Raw genomic sequence first — 24,771 nt, 5'->3', positions numbered from 1 at the left:
GTTCAAGAAGCAAGACACATGCCACCGCCCGGGCCGCCCGCTTGCGCGGCAGTCATTGCCGAGACCGGAAGGGTCATGCTGTACGCGAGGCATCGTGCCTATTTTTTGGACGGCTGTCCATAATCGCTCTGGCGGCATGCACCGCATCTTGAAGGTTTCATGAATCGAGCCTTAGTCTGCGGGCGCACAGGAGAATGCCATGCTGAAATACCTCGCCCCCAAGACGATCAAGCCGCCCTTCGCCCGCTACAGCCACGGCGTTGAGATACCCGCTGGAAAACGGCTGGTGCTGTGCTCCGGACAGCTGGGCATCGGGGCTGACGACCATGTTCCCGAGGACGCCGGCGCCCAGGCCGAGCTCTGCTTCAAGAACATCGCCGCGATTCTGAGCGAAGCCGGGCTGACCTTGAACGACACCGTTCGCATCAACGCCTTCGTCACCGACCGCGCATATCTGCAGGCCTATATGGATGTCCGCAACCGCTTGTTTTCGGACCCGGCGCCGGCCTCGACGCTGATGATCGTTTCCGGCTTTGCGCGTCCGGAATTCAAGGTCGAGGTCGAAGTTCTGGCAGCAGGCTAGCTGTTGCCGGGGATAGTCTTTAGACCTCAGGCCGGACAGCAGACCAATCGGGAGACGAAAAGTGACGACAAGACGTGTGTGGTGGGGCGACTACCGGACGACCGAATATGCCTCGATCGACGCCGAAGCGACTATCGCCGTGCTGCCGGTGGCGGCGATCGAGCAGCACGGCCCGCATCTGCCGGTCTCGACCGACACCTCGATCATGGTCGGCATGCTGGAGACGGTGATCACGCGCCTGCCCGACGATCTCGACATCCGCATCCTGCCGGTGCAGGCGGTCGGCAAGTCGAACGAGCACTTGCACGCGCCGGGAACGCTCACCCTGCCGGCCACCACCTTGGTCGATGCCTGGACCGAGCTTGGCCTGTCCGTCGCCCGCGCCGGGGTCCGGAAACTGATCATCGTCAATTCGCATGGCGGCAATGAAGAGATCATGGGCATCGTTTCGCGCGAATTGCGCGTGCGCGCCAAAATGCTGTCGGTGAAGACGAGCTGGCAGCGTTTCGGCCGCGCGGCCGGCATGTACACCGAGCTCGAGGACCGTCACGGCATCCATGGCGGCGATGTCGAGACCTCGTTGATGCTGCACTTCCGCCCTGATCTCGTCGACATGACCAAGGCGGATGACTTCGTCTCCAATGTCGCCCGCGCCGAAAAGGAATTCGCCCTGCTGCGCCACACCGGAACGCACGCCTTCGCCTGGATCGCCAGCGACCTCAACCCGAACGGCGTGGTCGGCGATGCCTCGATCGCCACGGCCGAGAAGGGTCGGCTGACGGCGGAAATGCAGGCCGACGGCTTTATCAACCTGGTCAGGGATGTTCGTAAGGCAAAGCTTGCCGAGTGGCTGTCGTAGCGTCCGCTCTGATCTAAGCTTCGATCCCCAATTCGAAGGGTATCCCCTCGAACGCGTCGGCGCCGCGCCCGATCGCCTCGATCGCCGCGATCATGCGGCCGTCGCGCTGAAGCAGCATGTCGGCAACCGCGATCAGCCGTGGATTGGGCGTCGCCGTCGGCGAGAGGAAACGCAGCGTCCGGGCGAGTTCCATCTCGTCGCGCTTGGGCGAAAGCGCCGCCGCGATGATATAGGCCGACGCGGTCGAGCGGCTGACGCCGGCATAGCAATGCACCACCAGCGGCTTTGCCCGGTCCCAGCGATAGGCGAAATCGAGCAAGGCCCGCACATGCTCCTCGCCGGGCACGGTCATGCCTTCCTGCGCGACGGCGATGTCGTGCATGACGAGATGCAGGTGGTTTTCCGCCGGGATCGAGGCCGGGCGGAGCACTTCGGTGCCGGCGGCGAGCAGCGACAACAACCGCTGCGCACCGGTCCTTGCCACGGTCTCGTCGACCTTCGACAGCGAACAGACGTGGATCATTGCCCGAACTCCTTCGGTGCATCCTTGCGCCGCGCGGCCCACGTGGCAAGGGCGCCTTCGAGGCGCTGCCATTCCGCCTCGCTGCCCGGCAGTCCGATGCGCAGAACGTGAAGCCGCTCAGCGAAGTGACGGACCAGCACGCCACGCTCGCCGAGCGCCGAAAACAGGCTTGGAGAATCGTTGAAAGACACATAGCGGAACAGTGATGTGCCGCCGGAGATTGGCACACCGCACTTTCCAAGCAGCGCGTCGAGTCGTTTGGCATCGGAGGCGAGACGTACCCGCATGTCCTCCTGCCATCCCGCATCCGACAGCGCGCGGATGCCATATTCGAGCGCCGGACCGGCCACCGCCCAGGGCCCCAGCTGCGCATCCAGCCGCTCGGCCGTCAGCTGATCCGTCAGCGCGAAGCCGAGCCTCACGCCGGCGAGGCCGAAGAACTTGCCGAACGAGCGCAGCACGACGATACCGCCCGCCCCGACATCGCCGGCCAGGCTTTGCTCGATCGGGCCGACATCCATGAAAGCTTCGTCGACGACGAGCAGCCCGCCCTTGGCGCGAAGCCGCGCGGCAAGGTCGAGCAGGCGGGCCTTTTCGATCACCCGCCCGTCAGGATTGTTGGGATTGACCAGCACCGCCAGGTCGGCCTCGCCCAGCGCGTCGAAATCGCTGACCTCCGCAACCGCATGGCCGGCGATGGCCGCGGCCCGGGCGTGTTCGGCATAGGTCGGGCCGAGCACCAGCGCCTTGCCGGGTCGCACCAGCGAAGCGACGCGCGGCAGCAAAATCTGCGTGCCGGGCGCCGCCGTCACATGTGCCGCTGACGGCGCGCCATAGGCCGAAGCCGCAATTTCGGCCAATTCACGCAGTTGTCCTGCCTCCGGCAATCGGGACAGGGCGGTGGCGGGCAGGTCGAAAAGCGGATAGGAGTGCGGATTGATACCTGTCGAGAGGTCCACGAAAGGTTTGGGCGCATGAGGAAAGAGCGCGCTTGCGCGGCCAAGGCTGCCGCCATGATCAACCGCTGCAATCGCTCCGCTTAGAAGCTTCATGTCAATCCTGATCGCTTTCCTGTCACTCGCCGTCGAACGTACCCTCGGCTACCCGGACTGGCTGTTCAACGCCATCGGCCACCCGGTAACCTGGATCGGCAGGCTGATATCCTTTCTCGATCGCCGGCTCAACCGCGCGACGGATTCCGACGAATTGCGTCGCCGCCGCGGCGTCCAGGCCTTGCTCGTCATTCTGCTGGTGCCCGGCCTGATCGGCCTGGGGCTGCATGTCCTGCTCTGGATGATGTTCCCCACGGGCCTCGTCATTGCCGCGATCCTCGGCTCCTCGCTGCTGTCGCAGAAAAGCCTCGCCGAGCATGTCGAGAAGGTCGCCGACGCGCTGGAGACCGGCGGCCTGACGCTCGGCCGCATCGCCGTCTCGCGCATCGTCGGCCGCGATCCCGAAAAGCTCGACAAAGCGGGCGTCGCGCGCGCCGCGATCGAAAGCCTGGCCGAGAATTTCTCCGATGGCATCGTCGCACCTGCCTTCTGGACCGGCATCGGCGGCCTTGGCGGCGGCGCGGCCTACAAGGCCGCCAACACCGCCGATTCGATGATCGGCCACCGCACGCCGCAATATGAGGCCTTCGGCCGGGCCGCCGCCCGCTTCGACGATCTGGTCAACCTGCCCGCATCGCGGCTCACCGGCCTGCTCATCGTCTTGGCGGCCTTTCTTGTCCCAGGCGCCGATCCGCGCGGCGCCTGGCAGGTCATGCGACGCGATGCCAGGAAACACCGCTCGCCCAATGCCGGCTGGCCGGAGGCGGCGATGGCCGGCGCGCTCGGGCTGTCCCTCGCCGGACCGCGCAGCTATGACGGCGAGGTCGTGGAGGACGCCTTCATGGGCGAAGGCGGCCGCCGCGAGGCCGAAAGCACCGACATCCGCCAGGCGCTGAAGCTCTATCGCGTGGCCGACTGGCTGCTGCTCGGGCTGTTCGCGACCCTGTCGGCGGTTGTGATCTATCTGACCATCCAGATCAGCGGTCAGGGCGCCAGCGCACTTTAGAACTCAATTCCCTGCTGGGCTTTCACGCCCGCCGAGAAATGATGCTTCGTCAGCCCCATTTCAGTGACGAGATCGGCCGCCTCGACGAGCAGCGGCTTGGCGTTGCGGCCGGTAACGATGACATGCAGATCGTCCCGGCGCGCCTTCAGCGCCGCGACCACTTTTTCCAGGTCGAGATAGTCGTAGCGCAGCGCGATGTTGAGCTCGTCGAGCACCACGAGGCTGATCGACGGATCGGCCATCAGTTCCAGCGCCTTGGCCCAGGCGGCTTCGGCGGCGGCGATGTCGCGCTTGAGGTCCTGGGTCTCCCATGTGAAGCCCTCGCCCATCGCGTGCCAGACGACGCGGTTTCCGAACGCGGCGAAAGCGTCCTTCTCGCCGGTGTGCCATTTTCCCTTGATGAATTGGACAACGCCGACGCGCTTGCCATACCCAAGCATCCTCAGCGCCAGACCGAAGGCGGCCGTGGTCTTGCCCTTGCCCGGGCCTGTATTGACGATCAGCAGCCCTTTCTCGATCGTCTTGCCGGCCACTTCGGCATCCTGCACCGCCTTGCGCTTCGCCATCTTGGCGCGGTGGCGCTCGGCGTCCCTGTCGTCAATGGTCTTGTCTTCGATTTCGGCCATGTCATTTCACCTTGAGCGGCAGCCCCGCCACCATCATGAGAACGCTGTCGGCTACCGCCGCGACCTGCTGGTTGAGCCGGCCGGCGGCATCGCGGAACCGGCGCGCCAGCGCATTGTCGGGCACGATGCCCAGTCCGACTTCGTTCGAGACCACGAACCACGGCCCGCGCGGCCGCGACAGCATATCCGCCAGCCGCTGGCATTCGGCCTCGACATCATGTTCGGCCAGCATGTGATTGGTGAGCCACAGCGTCAGGCAATCGATCAGCACCGGCTGGTGGTCCGGCAAGGCTTCAATTGCGGCGACCAGTTCGAGCGGCGCGTCGACGGTGACCCAGCCTTCGCCGCGCCGCGACCGATGCAGCGCGATGCGCTCGCGCATCTCGTCGTCATAAGCCTGTGCCGTGGCTATGTAAGCCCAGGGTGACGAAAAGGCCGTCGTCAGACTTTCGGCATGCGAACTCTTCCCCGAGCGCGCGCCGCCGAGGACGAAAGTCAGTTTCCGATTGGAAGCTGCGCTCGCGGTTGTCGCGCCGGTCATTCCCTGCCTTCACCGTTGGATGAATATTGTCGCGGCCATCAGGCCGACGGCGCGACTTTAGGCACAAGCCCTCCGGCCGGCAAACCAAATTCCGCCACCGCCCGGCGCGATTGCGGCACAGGTCACGGGTGCTACGCGGCGGCGATCCGCGCCGCGACGAGCTGCTGCAATCGCCACAGATGCGCATCGTGGATGCCGCGCTGCTCGAGATTCTTCACCGTGTTGTAGAGATAGTCGGCGCCCGAGCCCCAATGGCCGCAGGAGGTCGCCAGCCTTTCGACAACCGCCTCCTCGCTTAACGGGCCGGCATAGGTGGTGCCCTGGCGGTTGATGACGAAGGCCAGCGCCCGCAGCGCGCCGCCATCGCTCGTCATATTGAGCAGGCGCGGATGGTAGCTGGTCGGCTTCAGCGTCACCTCGCGCCGCAGGATCTTGTCGAGTTGCTCTCGCCTGTCGCCGTCGCCGAGCCGAAAGGCGACGCCCTTGCACTGCCCGCCGCGGTCCAGCGCCATCATCAGGCCCGGACTTGCCTTGGTCCCCCGCCAGCGCGTCATGTTCATGCAAAAGGATCTATGCCAGCCGCGCAGCAGGGCCACCCGCTCCTCGACATGCTCGATCTCGGGCTTCCAGATCAGCGAGCCATAGCCAAACAGCCAGAGCGGTTCGGTGGCTGGAAGCTGAGCCTCCAGCATGCGCGCCATTGCGTCATAGTCGGCGTCATCCAGATGCGCGGCATCGGGATCCGGTCCCGCATCCTCGACCGTGCGAAAGCAACGGGCGACCAGTTCCTCGGTAAGCGACATGGTTCTTGGCAGCATGCCTTCGACCTTAAGGTCCTCCCGTGGCCGCCACAATGCGCGGCCGGCAATTGACAACAGCTTTGCCCGGGTGTCGGCTGGCATCAGAGCAATTCAGGAAAAGTGCATAACCGTCCGGAATTGCGTAAAAACAAAGAGCTAGAGCAGGTCAGCGATCGCATTGAGCGCTGGACTGCTCTGGCGGGGAGAAGCCGATGCAGCCCAATCCGAGCGAGCGCGACCCTTACAACGGCCTGACCAGCCTGCAGCCGACCTTGCCGTCGGCGGCCTATTGGGACGCCGACGCCTACCGGCGCGATCTGGGCGGCATCTGGTACCGGAGCTGGCTGATGGTCTGCCGCGAGGCCGATCTGGCGGAGCCCCTCGCCTTCCGAACCTTCGGTATCGGCAGCCAGGAGATCGTCGTGCTGCGCGACGAGACCGGCGTCTTGCGCGCCTTCCACAACACCTGCCGGCATCGCGGCTCGCAGCTTTGCCAGGAAAGCGCCGGGCGGCTGAAGGCCAGGCTGCTGACATGCCCTTACCACGCATGGTCCTATTCGCTGCGCGGCGATCTCGTGCGCGTGCCGTCGAAATCTTTGCCCGACGGCTTCGACAAGACCGATTATCCGCTCTACCGCGTGGCGCTCTCGCTCTGGCGCGGCTTCGTCTTCATCAACCTCGCCGAGGACCCCGAGGGCTCGGCGGAAACCTCTTTCGATCGCGCCTCCGGCAATCTTTCCAGCTGGCCGCTGGAAACGCTCGTCACCGGCCATCGGCTGACCAAGGTGATGAACTGCAACTGGAAGATCTTCTGGGAAAATTTCAACGAATGCCTGCACTGCCCGGGCGTCCATAAGGACCTGTCGCGGCTGGTGCCGATCTATGGCCGCGGCCTGATGGCAAGGCATGACGATCCCGAATGGTCGCGCCATGCCGACAATGACGATCCGGAATTCTCCGGCCGACTGCGCGCCGGCGCCGAAACCTGGTCTAAGGACGGCCATGTGCACGGCCCGGTCTTTTCCGGCCTGACCCCGGCCGAGCGCGCCGCCGGCCAGACCTACGCCACCTCGCTGCCCTCGATGTTCATCGTCGGCCATGTCGACTACATGCGCACCGTGCGGCTCTCCCCGCTCGGTCCCGAGCAGACCGAGCTCACCGCCGAATGGCTGTTCGCGCCGGATGCGCTGGCAGAGACCGACATCGAAAACATCGTCGCCTTCGGCACCCAGGTGCTGGAGGAAGACGCCGCGATCTGCGAGATCAACCAGAAAGGCCTGCGCTCGATGCGCCATCGGGCCGGCGTGCTGATGCCGGAAGAATATGACCTGCACCGCTTCCACGATTGGGTGCGCGGCTGTCACGCGGCGTTCAAAATGCCTTCGGCAGATAGCGCCAGGTGACGAAGCCGCAGAAGGCGGCCAAGATGCCGAGCGTGACGAACACCGAGCCGAGGCCGAAGAAGGCGAGCACCACCGAATAGACCAGCGGCGGGGTCAGTTCGGAGAAGTCGAGATAGGTGCGGTAGACCGCCGCCATCTGCGCTCTTTCATAGGTGCGCACCGAGCGCATGAAGGCGGTCGAGCCGAGCGCGTCGAGCGCGATGGTGAAGAGCGCGCCAGCCAGCAGCAGCGCGGCCGTGAGCAGCGGTGCGGCCTCGCCGACGCCGCCTGCCGCAAACAGCATGGCGGCCATGGCGAAATAGGCGAAGGTCATGACCCGCCTTCCGCCGAAGCGCTTGCCGGCCCTGCCCCAGAAGATCGCCACGAACAGAAGCGCGTTGCCGGCCGAAACCAGCAGTCCGCCGGCGAGCTCGCCCTGGCCGGTGATCACCATGAACAGCGGACCGTAGACGAAAAACGTCGTCCAGAAGCAGGAGCGGCCGAAGGCGATCAGCCAGGCGAGCCTGAGCCTCGGCTGCTTCACGAAGCGGCCGATATTGGCAAGCGGATTGGCAGGGCGCGACTTGCCGGGCCGGATCGATTGGTTGTCGGTCAACCGGTAGAACCAGAACAGGCAAAGCAGCGCGAACGCGAACACCACGACCGCGCCATGCGCGGCATAGATGCCGAAATGCGTGTAGAGGAAGATGCCGAGCGTCGGGCCGCCCGTCCAGGCGAACATCGACCAGGCCATGCGCAGCGATTCCGCCTGCATGAAGTCGGTCTTGCGGATGTGGTCCATGATGTAGAGGTTGAGCGTGATCGACAGCGCGCTCGCCCCCATGACGCGGCAGAGCATGCCGGCGATCTGTCCGGGCAGCGTATGAGTGACGAAGAAGGCGGAGCCGATCGCCAGCAGCACGCAGCCGGCCGTGTAGACCCAGCGCCGCGCGAAGCGGCGTATCAGCATCGGCATGAACAGCGTGACCGAAAGGCCCATCAACGACACGATGGTGTAGAGCATCGAGACGGTCCGCTCATTGTGCAGGATCTCGTAGGCCTGGATCGGGATCACGCTGGAGACGGTGGCGCGGGCGAAGGATTCCACCGCATAGAGCGAGGCGAAGGTGCGCGCATCCGCCGGCCGCAAGGCCGGAAGCCAGATCGGATGGCGCACATGGGTGGACATCGGCCCTCCGGGACGTGAATCACCCCTCAAATCTGGCCGGGCCAGTTGCTGGCCTGTAGCAGGAAACCGACCCCCGGAGGCCGAAAAGCGAAGCCTGCCAAAGGCTTTCCGGCGCTGGCATAAAGCGAAATTTCATGGCTGCCATGAAACGCATTGATGGCCGCCTGCTTCTGTCGTCGGCTTGAACCGTGATAGTCGTTCGGCAGGACTGAATCGGATTGCGAGATCAATGAGCGTTCAAACGACCGGCGAACCCGTTCAGGATCCCCCCAAGCGCGGCCGCATCCAGGCCATCGACATCCTGCGCGGCATCGCACTGATCGCGATGGCGAGCTACCACTTCACCTGGGACCTCGAAAATTTCGGCTACACCGCGCCAGCCCTCACCGCCTTCGGCTGGTGGAAGTTCTATGCGCGCTGCATTGCCTCGACCTTCCTGTTCCTGGTCGGCGTCAGCCTCTTCCTCGCCCAAGGCCGTCAGATCCGCTGGCCAGGCTTCTGGAAGCGTTTTGCCATGGTCGCCGTGGCGGCGATCGCCATTTCGACGGTCACTTATTTCGTCACCCCGGACGGCTTCATCTTCTTCGGCATCCTGCACGAGATCGCGCTGGCGAGCCTGCTCGGCCTCGCCTTTCTCAGGCTGCCCTGGCTGCTGACGGCAATCATCGCCGCGGCCGTCATTGCGGCACCCTACTATCTGCGGTCGGAGTTGTTCGACCATCCGGCGCTGTGGTGGGTGGGCCTTTCCGCCAGCAACCCGCGTTCCAACGACTATGTGCCGCTTTTCCCATGGTTTGGCGCGGTGCTTGCGGGCGTGGCCACGGTGAAGCTCGCTTCGGCGTCGGGCCTGCTCGCCCGCTTGGGAACATGGGCGCCCGACCGCTGGTCGAACCCGCTGACCTTCATCGGCCGGCACAGCCTTGCCTTCTACCTCATCCACCAACCGCTTCTGTTCGGCTCGGTATGGTTGTTCTCGCAGATCATGCCGGCAGCCCCTCAGGATAGGGAAGCCGGCTTCCTGCCGGCTTGCCAGGCGCAGTGCGAACAGCAGCGGGACAGCAAGTTCTGTACGAGCTATTGTGGCTGCATGCTGGACACGCTGAAGGGCGAAGGGTCTCTCGACAAGCTCTACGCCAACGACCAGTCCAGCGTCTGGAAATCGCATCTGGCCGACCTGGCGGAAACCTGCACCGCCGCGACGGAGGACCAGATGGAGGGAGGGCAGCAATGACGGGCATCGTAAAGTCCAGACACGGGATCATTCCCTGGCCGCCGGTGATCTATGTCGTGGCGATCGCGCTCAGCGTCGCCCTCGGCATGCTCTACCCGCTGCCTTGGATCGGCGACATCTTCGGCGATCTCCTGTTCGGCGTCGGCTGGGTGGCGCTGTTCGGCGTCGCCATGCTGTGGATCACGGCCATCCGCGTCATGATGCGGGCGAAAACAACATTCGATCCGAACGCCGAGCCCGATCATCTGGTGACGTCGGGCCCCTTCGGCATCACCCGCAACCCGATGTATCTTGCCAACACGCTGCTGTTGATCGGCGTCGCCTTCATCACCGGCATCGCCTGGTTCCTGCTCTTTGCCTTCCTCGCCGCTTTCGCGACGCAAAAGCTGGCGATCGAGAAGGAAGAAAAGATCCTGGCGGCGAAGTTCGGCAAGAAATACCGCGACTACGCCAAGCGGGTCCGACGCTGGATTTGAGGGCTGCCTCGCTTGGATCGGTGCGGGGTCATGCTTCTTTAGCGGCTAAGGTTGGGTGCTTCGCCTTTAGGCGCAACGTCTCTCCCGTCGTCATTCTATGGCGGAGCAAGGAGCGAAGCGACGCTCGCAGACCATAGAATCCATTCCGTGACATCAAGGCGTTGCAACGGTGCAGACTTCTGCTCTGCTGCGCTCTTCGATCAAGGTCACGGAATGGATCCTCGGGTCTCCGCGTCCGCTTCGCCCGTGGATGACGAAGCTGAGAGGCACCGGCTAATCTCGAACGTTTGCGATAGTGGCCCTGCAAAACTCCTGCTCACCGCGCTTCACGTATTCACACCCAGCTCAGCCAGCCGCTCCACGCAGGACTCTTCAGCCTGGTCCAGCTCGGCCAGCGTCTCCTCCAGGTCGCGCCGCTTCTGGCGCAGGTCCTCGCGTTTCTCCTCGATGCGCTTGATCATCAGCTTGAGTTGGCCGACCTCGCCGGGCGGCTCCTTGTACATCTGGATGATCTCGCGGATCTCGTTGATCGAGAAGCCGAGCCTTTTTCCGCGCATGATCTGGCGGATCAGGTGCCGGTCGGACGGCCGGAACAGCCGCGTGCGGCCGCGCCTTACAGGCTGCACCAGCCCTTCGTCCTCGTAAAAACGCAACGTCCGCGTCGACACGTCGAACTCGCGTGTCAGCTCGGTGATCGTATAATATTCCCGCATTCCTGCTCCCAAGCCCGGGCATCGCCGCTGGAGCGTCGCCCTTCCCTCCGATCAGACCCATCCCGCGCCGGAATCGGCGCGTGACCCAAGGGCAACCTCGCACGGCATTTACGTAAAAGTCAATTAACGCCGGGCATGTTGGTTTAGGGCACTCTAAACCACCACGTCGCCAGCCCCAGGAACGCGAAAAAACCGACACAGTCGGTGACGGTGGTGACGAAGACCGCGGAGGCCACCGCCGGATCGATCTTGAAGCGGTCGAGCACCAGCGGGATGAGTATCCCGGCCAGCGCGGCGGCGAACATGTTGATGATCATCGCCGCCGCGATGATGCCGCCCAGATTGGGGTCGCGGAACCAGAAACCGGCGACCATGCCGATAAGCACCGCGAACACCATGCCGTTGATGAAACCGACGCCGACCTCGCGGCGGATGATGCGCGCCGCGTTGTAGATATCGAGATCCCTGGTTGCCAGCGCGCGCACGGTGACGGTCATAGTCTGCGAACCGGCATTGCCGCCCATGCCGGCGACGATCGGCATCAACACCGCCAGCGCCACGATATGCTCGATCGTGCGGTCGAACAGGCCGATCACCGAAGCGGCGAGGAAGGCGGTCACAAGGTTGACCAGCAGCCAGGGCACGCGCGAGCGCGAGGTGGCGAGCACCGTGTCGGACAGTTCTTCGTCGCCGACGCCGCCCATGCGCAGAAGGTCCTCTTCCGCCTCCTCCTGGATGACGTCGACCACGTCGTCGATGGTCAGCACGCCGACCAGCCGCACGTTCTCGTCGACCACGGCGGCGGAAAGCAGGTTGTATTGTTCGAACTCCCGTGCCGCCTCTTCCTGGTCCATCGTGGCCGGGATCGCGTGCAGGGTCTCATGCATGACCTCCTCGACCTTGATTGCGCGCTTGGTGCGCAGGATCTGGTCGAGGTCGATGGCGCCGAGCAGCTTGAAACTCGGGTCGATGACGAAGATCTGGCTGAAGCGCTCGGGCAGGTTCTTGTCCTCGCGCATGTAGTCGATGGTCTGGCCGATCGTCCAGAACGGCGGCACGGCGACAAACTCGGTCTGCATGCGCCGGCCGGCGGTCTCCTCCGGATAGTCGAGCGAGCGCCTGAGCCTGATGCGCTCGGTGAAAGGCAGCTGCGACAGGATCTCGTCCTGGTCTTCCTTCTCGAGGTCCTCGAGGATGTAGACGGCGTCGTCGGAATCGAGCTCCTGCACCGCCTGGGCGATCTGCGCGTTGGGCAGGTTGTCGACGATGTCGAGGCGGATCGCCTCGTCGACCTCGGTCAGCGCGGAGAAGTCGAAATCGGAGCCGAGCAGTTCGACCAGTGCGCGGCGCTGTTCGGGGTGAAGCGCCTCCAGCACGTCGCCGAGTTCCGACTGGTGCAGGTCGTCGACTTCGCGCTTGAGGGTGATCGTATCGCGGTCGGCGATGGCCGCGCCGATCTGGGCAAGGAAGGAGGCGCGAACGGCGCCGTCCTCGCCATAGATGTCGGCATGGTGTTCCTCGGCGGGCGCGGCGCCGGTCGTCTGTCTGTCCTGGCCTTCCACCAGCGCCTCCCGCAATGAGGAATCCCGAAATGAGGTCTAGTGCATGATCCCGAAAAGTGGAAACCGCTTTTCGGGAAATCCAAACCCTGTGCGGCAGATAGCGCGGCAATAGGATTCGTCTTGGAAAGATGTCGCTCTAGCGCACGGAATAGCCAAGGAAATGTGGCGGTTGTCTTCGACTCGCACCCCCACAAGAGCAGCATACGGCGCCCGCGTCGCAGGCGTGACAATCGCTTCAGCCGACGCGACAGCGCATGTCGCTGGGGAAAGAGCACCCCTTCCCCATTGAGGCAGAATTGTCATGATGCATGATCCAGCAGGATCAGCGCATCGCCAAATGCTCCGAGGACAAACGCTGCCCTTGAACATCAAGTCCGCAAAGACGAACCAAGGAAATACCGAGCGGCGCATTCGCGTGGTCGTCGCCGAGCGCAATCCTTTCGTTGTTTCGGCGCTGCGCGAAATGCTGGAATGCGACGGGCGTTTCGATCTGCTCGATGCCGTGCACAGCGGCGCGCAATTTCTGGAACTGGCCGCCGCCACGAAATTCGACGTCGCCGTCGTCGGCTGGAAGCTCGCCGATATGGATGGCGCCGATGTGCTTACGGAAGTTCAGAGCCGCGAGCTCGGTGTGCGCATCACGATCTTTTCCAACGACCACGATATCGGCATTCTGAAGCAATGCGTACGTCTTGGCGCGCAGGGCTACTGCTTCCAGTTCGACGATCCGCCGGTGATCTTCGAGACCATCCTGGCGGTCGCGCATGGCCGCATCTGCATTCCCTATATCGACATCAACAAAGTCAACGACACCCCATTGTCCCGGCTCACCGTGCGCGAGCGCGAATTGCTGGCGGTGCTTTCCGACGGCTGGACCAACCTGCAGATCGCAACGCGGACCGGGATTTCCGAGAACACGGTGAAGTATCACCTGAAGAATCTCTACGACAAGCTGGACGTGCGCAACCGCGCCATGGCCGTCGCGCTCTATTCCAGCGAGAAACGCCGCACGTCCAAACCGCCTTTCGGTTAGGCCGCCCGGGTAGGCCAATCGGGTAGGACCAACCCACCCGCAAGGGCCAACAACTTACCCGGCAAGGTGTTGTTGCAAGGCCTCATCGAAACGAAACTGCCTCCACAATCCCAAACGATCGGAGGAGTTTCGCGCATGGCTGGGTTCACGCATCTTTTCATCCCGGGGCCCACCAACATTCCCGAACAAGTCCGGCAGGCCATGAACCTGCCGATGGAGGATATGCGCGCCGCCTCCTTCCCCGACCTGACCTTGCCGCTCTTCGAGGACATCAAAAGAGTCTTCAAGAACGAGAGCGGCCGCGTCTTCATCTATCCCTCCTCCGGCACCGGCGCCTGGGAAGCCGCGATGACCAACGTGCTCAGCCCCGGCGACAAGGTGCTGATGTCGCGCTTCGGCCAGTTCTCGCATTTGTGGGTCGACATGGCCGAGCGCCTCGGCTTCGAGGTTGACCTCATCGACTGCGAATGGGGCACCGGCGTTCCGCTCGAAATCTATGCGGAGCGGCTTAAGGCCGACAAGGCGCATCTTATCAAGGCGGTCTTCTGCACGCAGAACGAGACCGCGACGGGCGTCACCAGCGACGTCGCCGGCTGCCGCGCCGCGCTCTATGCGGCGAACCACCCGGCGCTCCTCTTCGTCGACGGCGTCTCCTCGATCGGCTCGATCGACTTCCGCCAGGAGGAATGGGGCGTCGACTGCGCCGTCAGCGGCTCGCAGAAAGGTTTCATGCTGCCGGCCGGCCTCGGTTTCCTGTCGGTCAGCAAGAAGGCGCTGGCCGCCTCGCGGGTTTCGACGCACCGGCGCTGCTTCTTCTCCTTCGAGGACATGATCCGCGCCAACGATGCCGGCTATTTCCCCTACACGCCGGCGACTCAGCTGCTGCGCGGCCTGCGCGCCTCGCTCGACCTGATCGAGGAGGAAGGGCTCGACAACATCTTCGCCCGCCACCATCGCCTTGCCGAAGGCGTGCGCAAGGCGGTCGACGCATGGGGCCTGAAGCTCTGCGCCAAGGCGCCGAAATGGCATTCCGACACGGTCAGCGCCATTATGGTGCCGGAAGGCATCGATAGCGGCGATGTCGTCAAGCGCGCCTACCAGGCCTACCAGACGTCGCTCGGCGGCGGCTTGAACAAGGTGTTCGGAAAAGTTTTCCGCATCGGCCATCTCGGCTGGCTGAACGAGGTGATGGTCTGCGCCTCGCTGTCGGCGGCCGAAATGGCGCTGCTCGATTGTGGCGTGCGCCTCGCGCCCGGCTCGGGCGTAGCCGCGGCGATCGAGCACTTCCGCCGCACGGCCGGCGTGCCGATCGCCAAGGCGGCGTGAGGAGCGGACCGTGAGCCACACCATCAACCATCTGAAGAAGCTGAGACTCCAGCGCAGCGAGCTCGCCGTCCCGGGTTCTAGCCCGGAGATGATCGACAAGGCGGCGAACAGCGCCGCCGACTTCGTCTTCCTCGACATCGAGGATGCGGTCGCGCCGCCCGACAAGGAGCGCGCCCGCAAGAACATCATCCAGGCGCTCAACGACATCGACTGGCGCGCCAAGGGCAAGGCCGTCTCGGTGCGCATCAACGGCCTCGACACGCATTACATGTACCGCGACGTCGTCGACGTCATGGAGCAGGCCGGCGACCGGCTGGATACGATCCTGGTGCCGAAGGTCGGCGTGCCGGCCGACCTCTATATGGTCGAGGCCATGGTCAACCAGATCGAGATGGCCAAGGGCTTCAAGACCCGCGTCGGCCTCGAAGCGCTGATCGAGACGGCGCTCGGCATGGCCAATGTCGAGGCGATCGCCGCCACACCCGGCCGGCTGGAAGCGATGCATTTCGGTGTCGCCGACTATGCCGCCTCAAACAAGGCGCGCACCGTGAACATCGGCGGCCTCAACCCCGACTATCCCGGCGACCAGTGGCATTTCGCGCTGTCGCGCATGACGGTCGCCTGCCGCGCCTATGGCCTGCGCGCCATCGACGGGCCGTTCGGCGATTTCTCCGACCCCGAAGGCTACAAGGCCGCCGCCCGGCGCGCCGCGGCACTCGGCATCGAGGGCAAATGGGCGATCCATCCCTCGCAGATCGCCCTGGCCAACGACGTGTTCTCGCCGCCGGAAAAGGAAGTCACGCGTGCCCGCCGCATCCTCGAAGTGCTGAAGGAAGCGGAAGCGCTCGGCAAGGGTGCCGCCGCCCTCGACGGCAAGATGATCGACGCGGCGTCGGAGCGCATGGCGCGCAACGTGCTGGTGGTGAACGAGGCGATCGAGCGCGCCGGTCAGCAGCACGCTGCCGCGCAATAGAAAAAATACCGGGAGGACAAGATGGACATCCACGAATACCAGGCCAAGGAACTGCTTGCCCGCCACGGCGTGCATGTGCCGCGCGGCGGCCTCGCTTACAGCCCCGAACAGGCGACCTACCGTGCCAGGGAGATCGGCGGCGCGAAATGGGTGCTGAAGGCGCAGGTCCATTCCGGCGCGCGTGGCAAGGCCGGCGGCATCAAGCTATGCTCGAACGACGAGGAGATCTCCAACGCGGCCGAAGCCATGCTCGGGCGCAAGCTGGTGACCCAGCAGACCGGCCCGCGCGGGAAGCTGATCTCGCGCCTCTATCTCGAGGAAGCCGTCGACATCGCGCAGGAGCTCTATCTCGGCTTCGTGCTCGACCGCAAGGAAGAGCGCGTCATGATCGTGGCGTCGGCCGCCGGCGGCATGGAGATCGAGGAGATCGCCGAGACGGCGCCGGATTCGATCATCCGCGCCACTGTCGATCCTGGCGTCGGCATGCAGCGCTTCCAGGCGCGCGAGATCGCCTTCGGGCTCGGGCTCGAGGACAATCTGATCGGTAAGGCGACCGAAACCATCCTCGGCTGCTACCGGGTGTTCCGCGACTATGACGCCACGATGCTGGAGATCAATCCGCTGGTGGTGACGCGCGAAGGCAACCTCGTCGCGCTCGACGCCAAGATGTCCTTCGATGAGAACGCGCTGTTTCGCCGCCCGGAAATCTCTGAATTGCGCGACAAGAGCCAGGAAGACCCGCGCGAGACGTTCGCCAGCGACCGCGGCCTCTCCTATGTGGGCTTGGACGGCAATATCGGCTGCATCATCAACGGCGCTGGGCTCGCCATGGCGACGATGGACATGATCAAGATCGCCGGGGGCGAGCCGGCCAACTTCCTCGACATCGGCGGCGGCGCCTCGCCGGAGCGGGTGGCGAAATCCTTCCGCGCGGTGCTCGGCGACAAGAATGTCGAGACCATCCTGGTCAACATCTTCGCCGGTATCAACCGCTGCGACTGGGTGGCCGAAGGCGTCATCAAGGCGATCCGCGAGGTCGGCGTCGATGTGCCGCTGGTGGTGCGCCTTTCCGGCACCAAGGTCGAGGAAGGGCGCAAGATCCTGGCCGATTCCGGCGAGGCGGTGATCGTCGCCGACACACTGGCCGAAGCCGCCGAAAAGGCCGTCGCCGCCTGGCGCGAAGCCACCAAGAACAAAAAAGCAGCCTGAGGGAGGTCGAGAAATGGCAATCCTGCTCAACCGCAGCACGCGCGTGATCGTGCAAGGGTTCACCGGTAAGATCGGCAGCTTCCATGCCGACGACATGAAGCGCTACGGCACCAAGCTGGTCGGCGGCGTCACTCCCGGCAAGGGCGGCCAGACGCATCTCGGCCTGCCCGTCTTCAACACCGTCAAGGGCGCGGTGCGCGAGACCCGCGCCGAGGCGAGCATCGTCTTCGTGCCGCCGCCCTTCGCCGCCGATTCGATCATGGAGGCGGCGGACGCCGGGATAAAACTCTGCGTCTGCATCACCGACGGCATCCCCTCGCAGGACATGATGCGGGTCAAGCGCTACATGCGCCGCTACCGCTTCGAGGATCGCATGCGGCTGGTCGGCCCGAACTGCGCCGGCGTCATCACCCCCGGACAGGCGCTGATGGGCATCATGCCGGGCAGCATCTATCTGCCGGGGCGCGTCGGCATCGTCGGCCGCTCCGGCACGCTGGGTTACGAGGCGGCCTCGCAGATGAAGGCCCTTGGCATCGGCGTGTCGACCAGCGTCGGCATCGGCGGCGACCCCATCAACGGCTCGTCCTTCAAGGACGTCCTGCAGCTCTTCGAGCGGGACGACGACACCGACGCCGTGGTGATGATCGGCGAGATCGGCGGCCCGCAGGAAGCCGAAGCCGCGATCTGGGCGCGCGACAATATGCGCAAGCCCCTGATCGCCTACATCGCCGGGCTTTCCGCACCGAAGGGAAGGCGCATGGGCCATGCCGGCGCGATCATCTCCGCCTTCGGCGAGTCGGCGCAGGAAAAGGTCGAGATCCTGAAGGAAGCCGGCGTCGTCATCGTGCCTACCCCCGCCTCCTTCGGCGAAGTGGTGGCCGATACGCTGGCGCGGACGAAGAAGGCTGCTTGATCGGTCTAGCCTGACGGCTTTGGATTGGTTGGGAATTCCAGGCGGTGGCGGTCTTCATGACCCGCCGCCGCTTTCGTTTTGGCGAGCAAGACGCACGCAGCCGTGGCGACAGTCGCCTGCCGTCGCCGGATTCATTGGCTTTTTGCGGAGATTTTGGTGCGGTCGAGAAGACTCGAACTTCCACGGGTTGCCCCACAGCGACCTCAACGCTGCGCGTCTACCAATTCCGCCACGACCGCACGTGGTAGGAGCCGGAACCGTCCGGCTCGGGGCCTGTAGCAAATCGTTTCCGGCGAAACAAGTGCGCTGAGCGGAATATTCGCGAATGCGTATCACCGACAGGTGCGCAGAGGTTTTGGGCGGACGAGGTGTTGCCTCCACAAGCCTCCGCAGCCCGCCTTCACGTTGCCGGAACTGGACGTTTTGGCCGATTGCCGCCATATGGGAGGAGCATCGAGAAAGTTCCATGACAGAACGCAGCCAGATCGCCACGTCGTTCCTGCCCCTGCCCGGCTCGGCGCCGGTTGAATGGGTGATCGAGCCAGGCCTTACCGCCTATCCGGATGCCCTTGCCTTCATGGAGGCTCGCGCCGAAGCGATCCGCAGCGGCGCGGCAGGCGAAATGGTCTGGCTGGTCGAGCATCCGCCGCTCTACACCGCCGGCACCAGCGCCCGCATCGAGGACCTTATCGACCCCGACCGGTTCCCGGTCTTTGCCGCGGGCCGCGGCGGCGAATACACCTATCACGGCCCCGGCCAGCGCGTGGCCTATGTCATGCTCGATCTGAAGCGCCGGCGCGAGGACGTGCGCGCCTTCGTCGCGGCGCTCGAGCAATGGATCATCTCCACGCTTGCCGCCTTCAATGTGCGCGGCGAGCGGCGCGAGGACCGCGTCGGCGTCTGGGTGGTGCGGCCGGATCGTCCTGCCCTGCCGGACGGCTCACCCGCCGAGGACAAGATCGCGGCAATAGGCATCCGGCTGCGGCGCTGGGTGAGCTTTCATGGCATCGCCATCAATGTCGAGCCGGATCTCGGCCATTTCAGCGGCATCGTGCCCTGCGGCGTCCAGGACCACGGCGTGACCAGCCTTGTCGATCTCGGGCTGCCGGTCACCATGGCCGACCTCGATCTGGCGCTGAAATCCGCTTTCGAGGATGTGTTCGGGCCTTCCGCCGTTCCGGCTGCAGAGCCTGCTCGCAAGGCCGGCTGAACGTCGCTCCGCCTGGAGTGTGTTGAGATTCAGGTCAGGCCGAGCCGAAAACGGTGGGTTCCGAGAACCGGAGCGGAGCGTACTTAAGTACGTGAGCACCGGAAGCGCAGGAAGCTGCCGTTTGCAGGCCGGATTCATCTGAATATCAACATACTCTACATCAGCTGCGCGGATGCCCACAGCATCCCGTAGCCGTGGATGGCAAAGACGGCGAGCAGCGCGCCGGCCATGGCCAGCCGGTCGAAGGTCTTGATCGGCTTCAGCTCGTGACGCGGCTTCACGCCGCTGCCCATGGTGATCAGGCTGAGGATCGCGAACACCGCGCCGGCGATCAGCAGGAAGCTCGGCGAAAAACCGGCCCGCCAGCCGAGCGCCAGAAGCGCCGAGAGCAGCAGGAAGGACGCCAGCGCGAGTGCTGCCGGACCCGGGCAGATCTGACGCAGCACCTGGCCGCCGTCGAATTTCCACACCGGCACCAGATTGGCGATGTTGAACAGGGATGCGCAGCCGGCGAGCGTTGCCAGGAGCATGGCGACAAGCCGATGTCCCTCGCCGTTGGCGAAGCCGCTGGCGGCGATCAGCACCGGCACCAGGAAAGCGGAGAAGCCTGCGCCCATAAGCGCCACGAAAGCGACCTCGAAGCGGCTGTCATAGGGCCTTCCACCGATGGCAATGCCGCCAAGCAGCGGAATGAAGATCATCCGTGCCCGGCGATGCCCCGTCAGCCGGAAGGCCGCCATATGGCCGAGCTCGTGCAGGGCGACCACCGAGGTCAGGATCGCGGCTAGGGCCAGGCCGCCGATATTGAGGCCGAAGAACGGCCACAGGATCAGGGCCGAAAGCACGGCAAAGCCGATCTGGCTCAGCGGATGCTCGAACCAGCCGCCCTTGCGATACGTGCCGGTAGCCGCCCAGACGTCCAGCTTGCTGAGCTCGCGGCGCATGGCGAAGAAACGGAAGACCAGGAACGCGACGCCGCGGTAGCGATCGGTTTGAGTAAGCGTGACCCGCGTCGCATCACCCTCGGGTACGAGTTCGGCGGTCTCGTGATAGTTTGCCCAGAACGACGGATCGAGCGCAGTGTCCTCGATAACCCGCATCGAAAAGCGGCTGCCTTCCCTCACATCCTCGAACCGCGCCTTGCGTTCGATCGGCCGGCCGTCGCGCCCTTCCCAGGACAGCTTGATCAGCGCCGTCCCCTCGCCGTCCAGCGGCTCGGCGGAAAGGATCTCGCCGGACCATCCGGCGTCGCCGCCGAACGGCCACAGCGCCTGCCAGAGGCGATCGCGGTCGGCCTTGATCACGCGGCTGACCGTCACCGTGCGCAGTCCGAGCGGCACGGTCATCAAAAGAAAGATCAGTCCGAGATTGCCGGCCACGAGGGTGACCGTGACGATGACCGACACCAAATTCGCTCCCTGTCTGGTGGGAACAACCTAGCGTCGGCGCGGCCAAGAAAGACTTAACAACGGGCGGCCCTTGCCTATCCCAGGGCGGGCTCTTGCCCGCCCGAACAACGGTCGGGCATTTGCCCGTCCCGGCAGCGGCTAGGCCGCCCGATCACATGGCGCCGATCCAGATCGCCATGGAAACGAGGAAGGTGCTCATGCAAACCAGCGAGACGACATCCTGAACCAGATCAGACATAACTCTCTCCGTTGTTAGTATGTTCGTAGTTTGTTCTAATTTTGTTCGAATGTCAACGGCCGCCACACACCGCGCCGAACGAATCCGGGCGGTCCATTTCTGCAGGGTTAAGGAAAGGTTAGCGCACGATTGGGGGTATTTGCGCAGAGCCATGCCAAGCCGAGATTCGGATCGGGCTGAGTCGAGGATGGCGGGTTCCGAGAACCGGCCTACGCCGGCCGTAGCCTTCATAGAGCGGAGACACTTATGAGGGCTTCTGCCGGCGAAGGCCGGAAGCTGCCGTCCGCAGGCCAGCCTCATCCGAATATCGGGTTGGCCTAAAGCGGCACGACCTTACCCTCGGCCAGCGTCACGCGCCGATCCATGCGCGAGGCCAGCTCATGGTTGTGGGTGGCGATCAGCGCCGCGAGGCCCGACTGCCTGACCAGCGCCTCCAGCGCATCGAACACATAGGAGGCGGTGACCGGATCGAGATTGCCGGTCGGCTCGTCGGCCAGCAGCACCAGCGGCGCATTGGCGACCGCGCGGGCAATGGCGACGCGTTGCTGCTCGCCGCCGGAAAGCTCGGCCGGCCGGTGCTGCGCGCGCTTGCCGATCTGCATGTAGTCGAGAAGCTGGGCTGCCCGCTCCGAAGCGTCCTTGGAGGAAAGCCCCTTGATCAGTTGCGGCATCATGATGTTCTCGAGCGCCGAGAACTCCGGCAGCAAATGATGGAACTGGTAGACAAAGCCGACATCGTTGCGGCGGATCGCGGTGCGCTCCTCGTCCGACAGCCGGCCGCAGGCACGGCCGGCGAGGATTACGTCGCCCGCATCGGGCCGCTCCAGCAGACCGGCCGTATGCAGCAATGTGGACTTGCCGGTGCCCGACGGCGCCACCAGCGCCACCATCTCGCCGCGCCGGAGCGAAAAGTCGGCGCCGTTCAGGATGGTGAGCTTGCGCGGCCCCTGGACATAGTGCCGCTCGACGCCCTTCAATTCGATAATGGCCTCGGCCATCATTCGTACCTCAAGGCTTCGACCGGATCGAGCCGGGCGGCCCGCCAGGCCGGAAACACCGTCGCGAGGAACGACAGGGCCAGCGCCATGATGACGACGTAGGTCGTCTCGCGCGGATCCATCTTCGCCGGCAGTTGGCTGAGGAAATAGAGCTCGGGGTTGAACAGAATCCTGCCGGTCATCCAGGAGAAGAACTGGCGGATTGATTCGATGTTGAGGCAGATGACGACGCCGAGCAGCACGCCGGCGATGGTCCCGGTGACGCCGATCGCCGCCCCCGTCATCAGGAAGATGCGCAAGATCGCGCCGCGCGAGGCGCCCATCGTGCGCAGGATGGCGATGTCGTGGCCTTTGTCCTTCACCAGCATGATGAGGCCGGAAATGATGTTGAGCGCCGCCACCAGCACGATCAGTGTGAGAATCATGAACATGACGTTGCGCTCGACCTGCAGCGCCGAGAAGAAGGTCTCGTTGCGCTGGCGCCAGTCGACGAGATCGACCGGCCGCTGCGCCGCCTGCTCGACCAGCGGCTTCAGCGCGTCGACATTGTCGGGATTGTCGACATAGATCTCGATGGTCTGCGCGCGACCGTCCATGTTGAAATAGAGCTGCGCTTCGGAGAACGGCATATAGACGATCGAGCTGTCATATTCCGACATGCCGACCTCGAAGATCGCCGCCACCTTGTAGCCTTTCATGCGCGGCGTGGTGCCGAGCGGCGTCACGTCGCCGTCCGGCGAGATCAGCGTGATCGTGTCGCCGAGCACCAGCCCGAGGCTTTCCGCCATACGCTTGCCGATCGCCACGCCGTCGCCGGTGTCGAAACCGTCGAGCGTGCCCTGCTTGATGTTGCTGGCGACGATCGAAATCTTGCCGAGATCCTCGCCGCGGATGCCGCGCACCAGCGCGCCCGTGCCGCCGCCGACATTGCCTTGCGCCAGCACCTGGCCGTCGATCAGCGGAATGGCGTATTTGACGCCCGCGACACCGTTGATGCGGCTCGCCACCTGGGCGTAATCCTCCAGCGGCGAATCGAGCGGCTGCACGATGAGGTGGCCGTTGACGCCGAGGATCCGGGTGAGCAATTCGGCGCGAAAACCGTTCATCACGGCCATGACGACGATCAGCGTCGCGACGCCCAGCATGATGCCGAGGAAGGAGATCGAGGCGATGACCGAGATCACCGTTTCCTTGCGGCGCGAGCGCAGATAGCGCCAGGCCACCATGCGCTCGAAGCCGGAGAAAGCGCCCGCCGCTGACCTGGCCGCTGCCGCCGGCTCGCTCATGCGGCGACACCCAAGCGCTTCTTGGCTTCCGTGATCGGCAGTGTGGCGCGCTCGCCCGACTTGCGGTTCTTGATCTCGACCTCGCCGGCGGCCACGCCGCGCGGTCCGACGACTACCTGCCACGGCAGGCCGATCAGGTCGGCGGTGGCGAACTTCCCGCCCGGTCGCTGGTCGGTGTCGTCATAGAGCACGTCCTTGCCGGCCGAAGTGAGCGCCGCATAAAGCTCGTCGCAGACGCGGTCGCATTCGGCGTCGCCGACCTTCATGTTGATCAGGCCGATATCGAAGGGCGCCACCGCCTCCGGCCAGATGATGCCGTTCTCGTCATGGCTGGCCTCGATGATCGCCGCGACCAGCCGAGACGGACCGATGCCATAGGAGCCGCCGGAGGCGTAGTGGTCCTTGCCGTCGGGTCCGGTCACCTTGGCGCCCATGGGCTTGGAGTATTTCTCGCCGAAGTGGAAGATGTGGCCGACTTCGATGCCGCGCGCCGAGACCTGCTCGCTTGGCGGAACGTTCGCCCAGGCCGCCTCGTCATGCATCTCGTCGGTGGCGGCATAAGGCGTCGTCCACTTCTTCACGATGTCGCCGATCTCGGCATCGTTGGAGAAGTTGGTGCCGGCGCCCGGCACGTCGAGCGACAGATAGGCGCGGTCGCAGAACACCTGGCTCTCGCCGGTGTCGGCCAGGATGATGAACTCATGGCTGAGATCGCCGCCGATCGGGCCGGTGTCGGCGCGCATCGGAATGGCCTGCAGCCCCATGCGTGTGAACGTCCTGAGATAGGAGACGAACATGCGGTTGTAGGCGGCCCTGGCGCCCTCGAAATCGAGGTCGAAGGAGTAAGCATCCTTCATCAGGAACTCCCTGCTGCGCATGACGCCGAAGCGCGGGCGCACCTCGTCGCGGAACTTCCACTGGATGTGGTAGAGGTTGAGCGGCAGGTCCTTGTAGGACTTCACATAGGCGCGGAAAATCTCGGTGACCATCTCTTCATTGGTCGGCCCGTAGAGCATGTCGCGGTCCTGGCGGTCCTTGATGCGCAGCATCTCCTTGCCATAGTCGTTGTAACGGCCGCTTTCTCGCCACAGATCCGCCGACTGGATGGTCGGCATCAGGATTTCCAGCGCGCCGGCGCGGTTCTGTTCCTCGCGGATGATCCGGCAGACCTTGTCCAGCACGCGCTTGCCCAGCGGCAGCCACGAAAAGCTGCCCTGCCCCTGCTGCCGGATCATGCCGGCGCGCAGCATCAGCCGGTGCGAGACGATTTCGGCCTCGCGGGGATTTTCTTTGAGAATGGGCAGGAAATAGCGCGACAAACGCATGGACTGGTCCGTGAGTGAAAATGGCGGCGCGGGAATCGGCGCAACCGAGGCTGCTTGCCCGGGCTTCATAGCCATTTCATGGCCGAATGGAAACCCGAGTGCCCCAAAGTATCGGGGCCTTCTGCACCTTACCAAAAAGGCGATTTTGGCTGCAAAGTGCCGCAAATGGCTTTTTGATCGATTCACAAGCAAGCCCTGCCGCACTATTGTGCAGTGCAGCACGATATTGCCTGTTTCGAGGCAAAATTCTTCGTGACATTTTCACCTGCCTTGGTCTAGTGTGCGCCGATAACCGAGAGGGCGGAGAA

Annotated in this window: 25 protein-coding genes and 1 tRNA gene; 12 read left to right on the top strand and 14 right to left on the bottom strand. The window is 64.4% G+C overall.

Annotated features, from left to right (window positions below; genetic code table 11):
• The first annotated feature begins 199 nt into the window (after positions 1-199).
• A complete protein-coding gene (locus FJ424_RS17355) occupies positions 200-583 on the top strand; it encodes a RidA family protein (protein WP_140653585.1) in 384 nt (127 codons plus the stop codon).
• 61 nt (positions 584-644) lie between these two features.
• Positions 645-1,442, top strand: a complete 798-nt coding sequence (locus FJ424_RS17350; protein ID WP_140653587.1) for a creatininase family protein — start codon at positions 645-647, stop codon at positions 1,440-1,442.
• A 13-nt stretch (positions 1,443-1,455) separates the two neighbouring features.
• Here FJ424_RS17350 and FJ424_RS17345 read toward each other — a convergent pair whose 3' ends face one another.
• Both FJ424_RS17345 and cobD read right to left on the bottom strand, forming a co-directional pair.
• On the bottom strand, positions 1,456-1,965 hold the full coding sequence (locus FJ424_RS17345) for a tyrosine phosphatase family protein (RefSeq protein ID WP_140653589.1): 510 nt from the start codon (positions 1,963-1,965) through the stop codon (positions 1,456-1,458).
• Positions 1,962-3,017 (bottom strand): threonine-phosphate decarboxylase CobD, encoded by a 1,056-nt coding sequence (cobD, locus tag FJ424_RS17340; protein WP_140653591.1) that lies wholly within the window; start codon positions 3,015-3,017, stop codon positions 1,962-1,964. The genes FJ424_RS17345 and cobD overlap by 4 nt, the downstream gene beginning before the upstream one ends.
• Between cobD and cbiB the strand changes: the two genes are divergently transcribed.
• Positions 3,016-4,023, top strand: a complete 1,008-nt coding sequence (gene cbiB / locus FJ424_RS17335; protein ID WP_140653592.1) for an adenosylcobinamide-phosphate synthase CbiB — start codon at positions 3,016-3,018, stop codon at positions 4,021-4,023. The two genes, cobD and cbiB, sit on opposite strands and share 2 nt — an antisense overlap.
• Here cbiB and cobO read toward each other — a convergent pair.
• The 3 genes from cobO to FJ424_RS17320 form a co-directional block, all read right to left on the bottom strand.
• Positions 4,020-4,649 (bottom strand): cob(I)yrinic acid a,c-diamide adenosyltransferase, encoded by a 630-nt coding sequence (cobO, locus tag FJ424_RS17330; protein WP_140653594.1) that lies wholly within the window; start codon positions 4,647-4,649, stop codon positions 4,020-4,022. The genes cbiB and cobO overlap by 4 nt on opposite strands.
• Position 4,650: 1 nt before the next feature.
• Entirely contained in the window at positions 4,651-5,190 is a 540-nt protein-coding gene (gene cobU / locus FJ424_RS17325) for a bifunctional adenosylcobinamide kinase/adenosylcobinamide-phosphate guanylyltransferase (RefSeq protein ID WP_140653596.1), read from the bottom strand.
• Positions 5,191-5,321: 131 nt separating this feature from the next.
• The gene (locus tag FJ424_RS17320; RefSeq protein WP_246677273.1) at positions 5,322-6,092 is read right to left on the bottom strand and encodes a gamma-glutamylcyclotransferase; all 771 of its coding nucleotides are present in this window, start codon (positions 6,090-6,092) and stop codon (positions 5,322-5,324) included.
• A gap of 110 nt (positions 6,093-6,202) precedes the next feature.
• Here FJ424_RS17320 and FJ424_RS17315 point away from each other — a divergent pair, with 110 nt between their 5' ends.
• The gene (locus tag FJ424_RS17315; protein WP_140653598.1) at positions 6,203-7,393 is read left to right on the top strand and encodes an aromatic ring-hydroxylating dioxygenase subunit alpha; all 1,191 of its coding nucleotides are present in this window, start codon (positions 6,203-6,205) and stop codon (positions 7,391-7,393) included.
• On the opposite strand, the gene FJ424_RS17310 is transcribed toward FJ424_RS17315, so the two are convergent.
• Both FJ424_RS17310 and FJ424_RS17305 read right to left on the bottom strand, forming a co-directional pair.
• The gene (locus tag FJ424_RS17310; protein WP_140653599.1) at positions 7,362-8,561 is read right to left on the bottom strand and encodes an MFS transporter; all 1,200 of its coding nucleotides are present in this window, start codon (positions 8,559-8,561) and stop codon (positions 7,362-7,364) included. The genes FJ424_RS17315 and FJ424_RS17310 overlap by 32 nt on opposite strands.
• A gap of 26 nt (positions 8,562-8,587) precedes the next feature.
• Complete coding sequence (locus tag FJ424_RS17305) at positions 8,588-8,791, bottom strand: hypothetical protein (RefSeq protein WP_140786367.1); 204 nt, start codon at positions 8,789-8,791, stop codon at positions 8,588-8,590.
• Between FJ424_RS17305 and FJ424_RS17300 the strand changes: the two genes are divergently transcribed.
• A complete protein-coding gene (locus tag FJ424_RS17300) occupies positions 8,791-9,792 on the top strand; it encodes a DUF1624 domain-containing protein (RefSeq protein WP_140653601.1) in 1,002 nt (333 codons plus the stop codon). The two genes, FJ424_RS17305 and FJ424_RS17300, sit on opposite strands and share 1 nt — an antisense overlap.
• Positions 9,789-10,268, top strand: a complete 480-nt coding sequence (locus FJ424_RS17295; RefSeq protein WP_140646664.1) for an isoprenylcysteine carboxylmethyltransferase family protein — start codon at positions 9,789-9,791, stop codon at positions 10,266-10,268. Before FJ424_RS17300 ends, FJ424_RS17295 begins: the two co-directional genes overlap by 4 nt.
• 326 nt (positions 10,269-10,594) lie before the next feature.
• On the opposite strand, the gene FJ424_RS17290 is transcribed toward FJ424_RS17295, so the two are convergent.
• Positions 10,595-10,981 (bottom strand): MerR family DNA-binding transcriptional regulator, encoded by a 387-nt coding sequence (locus FJ424_RS17290; protein WP_027168973.1) that lies wholly within the window; start codon positions 10,979-10,981, stop codon positions 10,595-10,597.
• A gap of 143 nt (positions 10,982-11,124) precedes the next feature.
• The gene (gene mgtE, locus FJ424_RS17285; RefSeq protein WP_140646666.1) at positions 11,125-12,543 is read right to left on the bottom strand and encodes a magnesium transporter; all 1,419 of its coding nucleotides are present in this window, start codon (positions 12,541-12,543) and stop codon (positions 11,125-11,127) included.
• A gap of 361 nt (positions 12,544-12,904) precedes the next feature.
• Between mgtE and FJ424_RS17280 the strand changes: the two genes are divergently transcribed.
• From FJ424_RS17280 to sucD, 5 genes are all read left to right on the top strand, one after another.
• Positions 12,905-13,576: a response regulator transcription factor gene (locus FJ424_RS17280; protein ID WP_281405437.1), complete on the top strand. Its 672-nt coding sequence runs from the start codon at positions 12,905-12,907 to the stop codon at positions 13,574-13,576.
• Between the two features lie 135 nt (positions 13,577-13,711).
• Positions 13,712-14,902: an aminotransferase class V-fold PLP-dependent enzyme gene (locus tag FJ424_RS17275; protein WP_140653603.1), complete on the top strand. Its 1,191-nt coding sequence runs from the start codon at positions 13,712-13,714 to the stop codon at positions 14,900-14,902.
• Between the two features lie 10 nt (positions 14,903-14,912).
• Positions 14,913-15,875, top strand: coding sequence for a CoA ester lyase (locus FJ424_RS17270; RefSeq protein WP_140653605.1), 963 nt, complete (start codon positions 14,913-14,915; stop codon positions 15,873-15,875).
• A 21-nt stretch (positions 15,876-15,896) separates the two neighbouring features.
• Complete coding sequence (locus FJ424_RS17265; protein ID WP_140653607.1) at positions 15,897-17,084, top strand: malate--CoA ligase subunit beta; 1,188 nt, start codon at positions 15,897-15,899, stop codon at positions 17,082-17,084.
• Positions 17,085-17,097: 13 nt separating this feature from the next.
• A complete protein-coding gene (gene sucD / locus FJ424_RS17260; RefSeq protein WP_140653609.1) occupies positions 17,098-17,997 on the top strand; it encodes a succinate--CoA ligase subunit alpha in 900 nt (299 codons plus the stop codon).
• Positions 17,998-18,151: 154 nt separating this feature from the next.
• Here sucD and FJ424_RS17255 read toward each other — a convergent pair.
• Positions 18,152-18,236 (bottom strand) — tRNA-Leu (locus FJ424_RS17255).
• Between the two features lie 227 nt (positions 18,237-18,463).
• On the opposite strand from FJ424_RS17255, the gene lipB reads away from it, so the two are divergent.
• Positions 18,464-19,207, top strand: a complete 744-nt coding sequence (lipB, locus tag FJ424_RS17250) for a lipoyl(octanoyl) transferase LipB (protein WP_140653611.1) — start codon at positions 18,464-18,466, stop codon at positions 19,205-19,207.
• A gap of 155 nt (positions 19,208-19,362) precedes the next feature.
• Here lipB and FJ424_RS17245 read toward each other — a convergent pair whose 3' ends face one another.
• The 4 genes from FJ424_RS17245 to proS form a co-directional block, all read right to left on the bottom strand.
• On the bottom strand, positions 19,363-20,613 hold the full coding sequence (locus FJ424_RS17245; protein WP_140653612.1) for an SRPBCC family protein: 1,251 nt from the start codon (positions 20,611-20,613) through the stop codon (positions 19,363-19,365).
• A 558-nt stretch (positions 20,614-21,171) separates the two neighbouring features.
• Positions 21,172-21,852 (bottom strand): ABC transporter ATP-binding protein, encoded by a 681-nt coding sequence (locus tag FJ424_RS17240; protein WP_140646673.1) that lies wholly within the window; start codon positions 21,850-21,852, stop codon positions 21,172-21,174.
• Positions 21,852-23,138 carry a lipoprotein-releasing ABC transporter permease subunit gene (locus FJ424_RS17235; protein WP_140653614.1) on the bottom strand — a complete coding sequence of 429 codons (1,287 nt, stop codon included), beginning with the start codon at positions 23,136-23,138 and terminating at the stop codon, positions 21,852-21,854. Before FJ424_RS17235 ends, FJ424_RS17240 begins: the two co-directional genes overlap by 1 nt.
• A complete protein-coding gene (proS, locus tag FJ424_RS17230) occupies positions 23,135-24,463 on the bottom strand; it encodes a proline--tRNA ligase (protein WP_140653616.1) in 1,329 nt (442 codons plus the stop codon). Before proS ends, FJ424_RS17235 begins: the two co-directional genes overlap by 4 nt.
• Between the last annotated feature and the right edge of the window lie 308 nt (positions 24,464-24,771).

This window comes from Mesorhizobium sp. B3-1-8 (assembly GCF_006439495.1).
GTDB lineage: Bacteria > Pseudomonadota > Alphaproteobacteria > Rhizobiales > Rhizobiaceae > Mesorhizobium.
The sequence above is the reverse complement of the archived record's forward strand: the minus strand, read 5'-3'. Positions and strand labels throughout refer to the sequence as shown.

Bases quoted from the DNA above. Each gene is read 5' to 3' on its own strand.
- FJ424_RS17355 (WP_140653585.1), top strand. From the start codon at position 200: ATGCTGAAATACCTCGCCCCCAAGACGATCAAGCCGCCCTTCGCCCGC.
- FJ424_RS17345 (WP_140653589.1), bottom strand. From the start codon at position 1,965: ATGATCCACGTCTGTTCGCTGTCGAAGGTCGACGAGACCGTGGCAAGG.
- cbiB (WP_140653592.1), top strand. From the start codon at position 3,016: ATGTCAATCCTGATCGCTTTCCTGTCACTCGCCGTCGAACGTACCCTC.
- cobD (WP_140653591.1), bottom strand. From the start codon at position 3,017: ATGAAGCTTCTAAGCGGAGCGATTGCAGCGGTTGATCATGGCGGCAGC.
- cobO (WP_140653594.1), bottom strand. From the start codon at position 4,649: ATGGCCGAAATCGAAGACAAGACCATTGACGACAGGGACGCCGAGCGC.
- cobU (WP_140653596.1), bottom strand. From the start codon at position 5,190: ATGACCGGCGCGACAACCGCGAGCGCAGCTTCCAATCGGAAACTGACT.
- FJ424_RS17320 (WP_246677273.1), bottom strand. From the start codon at position 6,092: ATGCCAGCCGACACCCGGGCAAAGCTGTTGTCAATTGCCGGCCGCGCA.
- FJ424_RS17315 (WP_140653598.1), top strand. From the start codon at position 6,203: ATGCAGCCCAATCCGAGCGAGCGCGACCCTTACAACGGCCTGACCAGC.
- FJ424_RS17310 (WP_140653599.1), bottom strand. From the start codon at position 8,561: ATGTCCACCCATGTGCGCCATCCGATCTGGCTTCCGGCCTTGCGGCCG.
- FJ424_RS17300 (WP_140653601.1), top strand. From the start codon at position 8,791: ATGAGCGTTCAAACGACCGGCGAACCCGTTCAGGATCCCCCCAAGCGC.
- FJ424_RS17295 (WP_140646664.1), top strand. From the start codon at position 9,789: ATGACGGGCATCGTAAAGTCCAGACACGGGATCATTCCCTGGCCGCCG.
- FJ424_RS17290 (WP_027168973.1), bottom strand. From the start codon at position 10,981: ATGCGGGAATATTATACGATCACCGAGCTGACACGCGAGTTCGACGTG.
- FJ424_RS17275 (WP_140653603.1), top strand. From the start codon at position 13,712: ATGGCTGGGTTCACGCATCTTTTCATCCCGGGGCCCACCAACATTCCC.
- FJ424_RS17265 (WP_140653607.1), top strand. From the start codon at position 15,897: ATGGACATCCACGAATACCAGGCCAAGGAACTGCTTGCCCGCCACGGC.
- sucD (WP_140653609.1), top strand. From the start codon at position 17,098: ATGGCAATCCTGCTCAACCGCAGCACGCGCGTGATCGTGCAAGGGTTC.
- lipB (WP_140653611.1), top strand. From the start codon at position 18,464: ATGACAGAACGCAGCCAGATCGCCACGTCGTTCCTGCCCCTGCCCGGC.
- FJ424_RS17240 (WP_140646673.1), bottom strand. From the start codon at position 21,852: ATGGCCGAGGCCATTATCGAATTGAAGGGCGTCGAGCGGCACTATGTC.
- FJ424_RS17235 (WP_140653614.1), bottom strand. From the start codon at position 23,138: ATGAGCGAGCCGGCGGCAGCGGCCAGGTCAGCGGCGGGCGCTTTCTCC.
- proS (WP_140653616.1), bottom strand. From the start codon at position 24,463: ATGCGTTTGTCGCGCTATTTCCTGCCCATTCTCAAAGAAAATCCCCGC.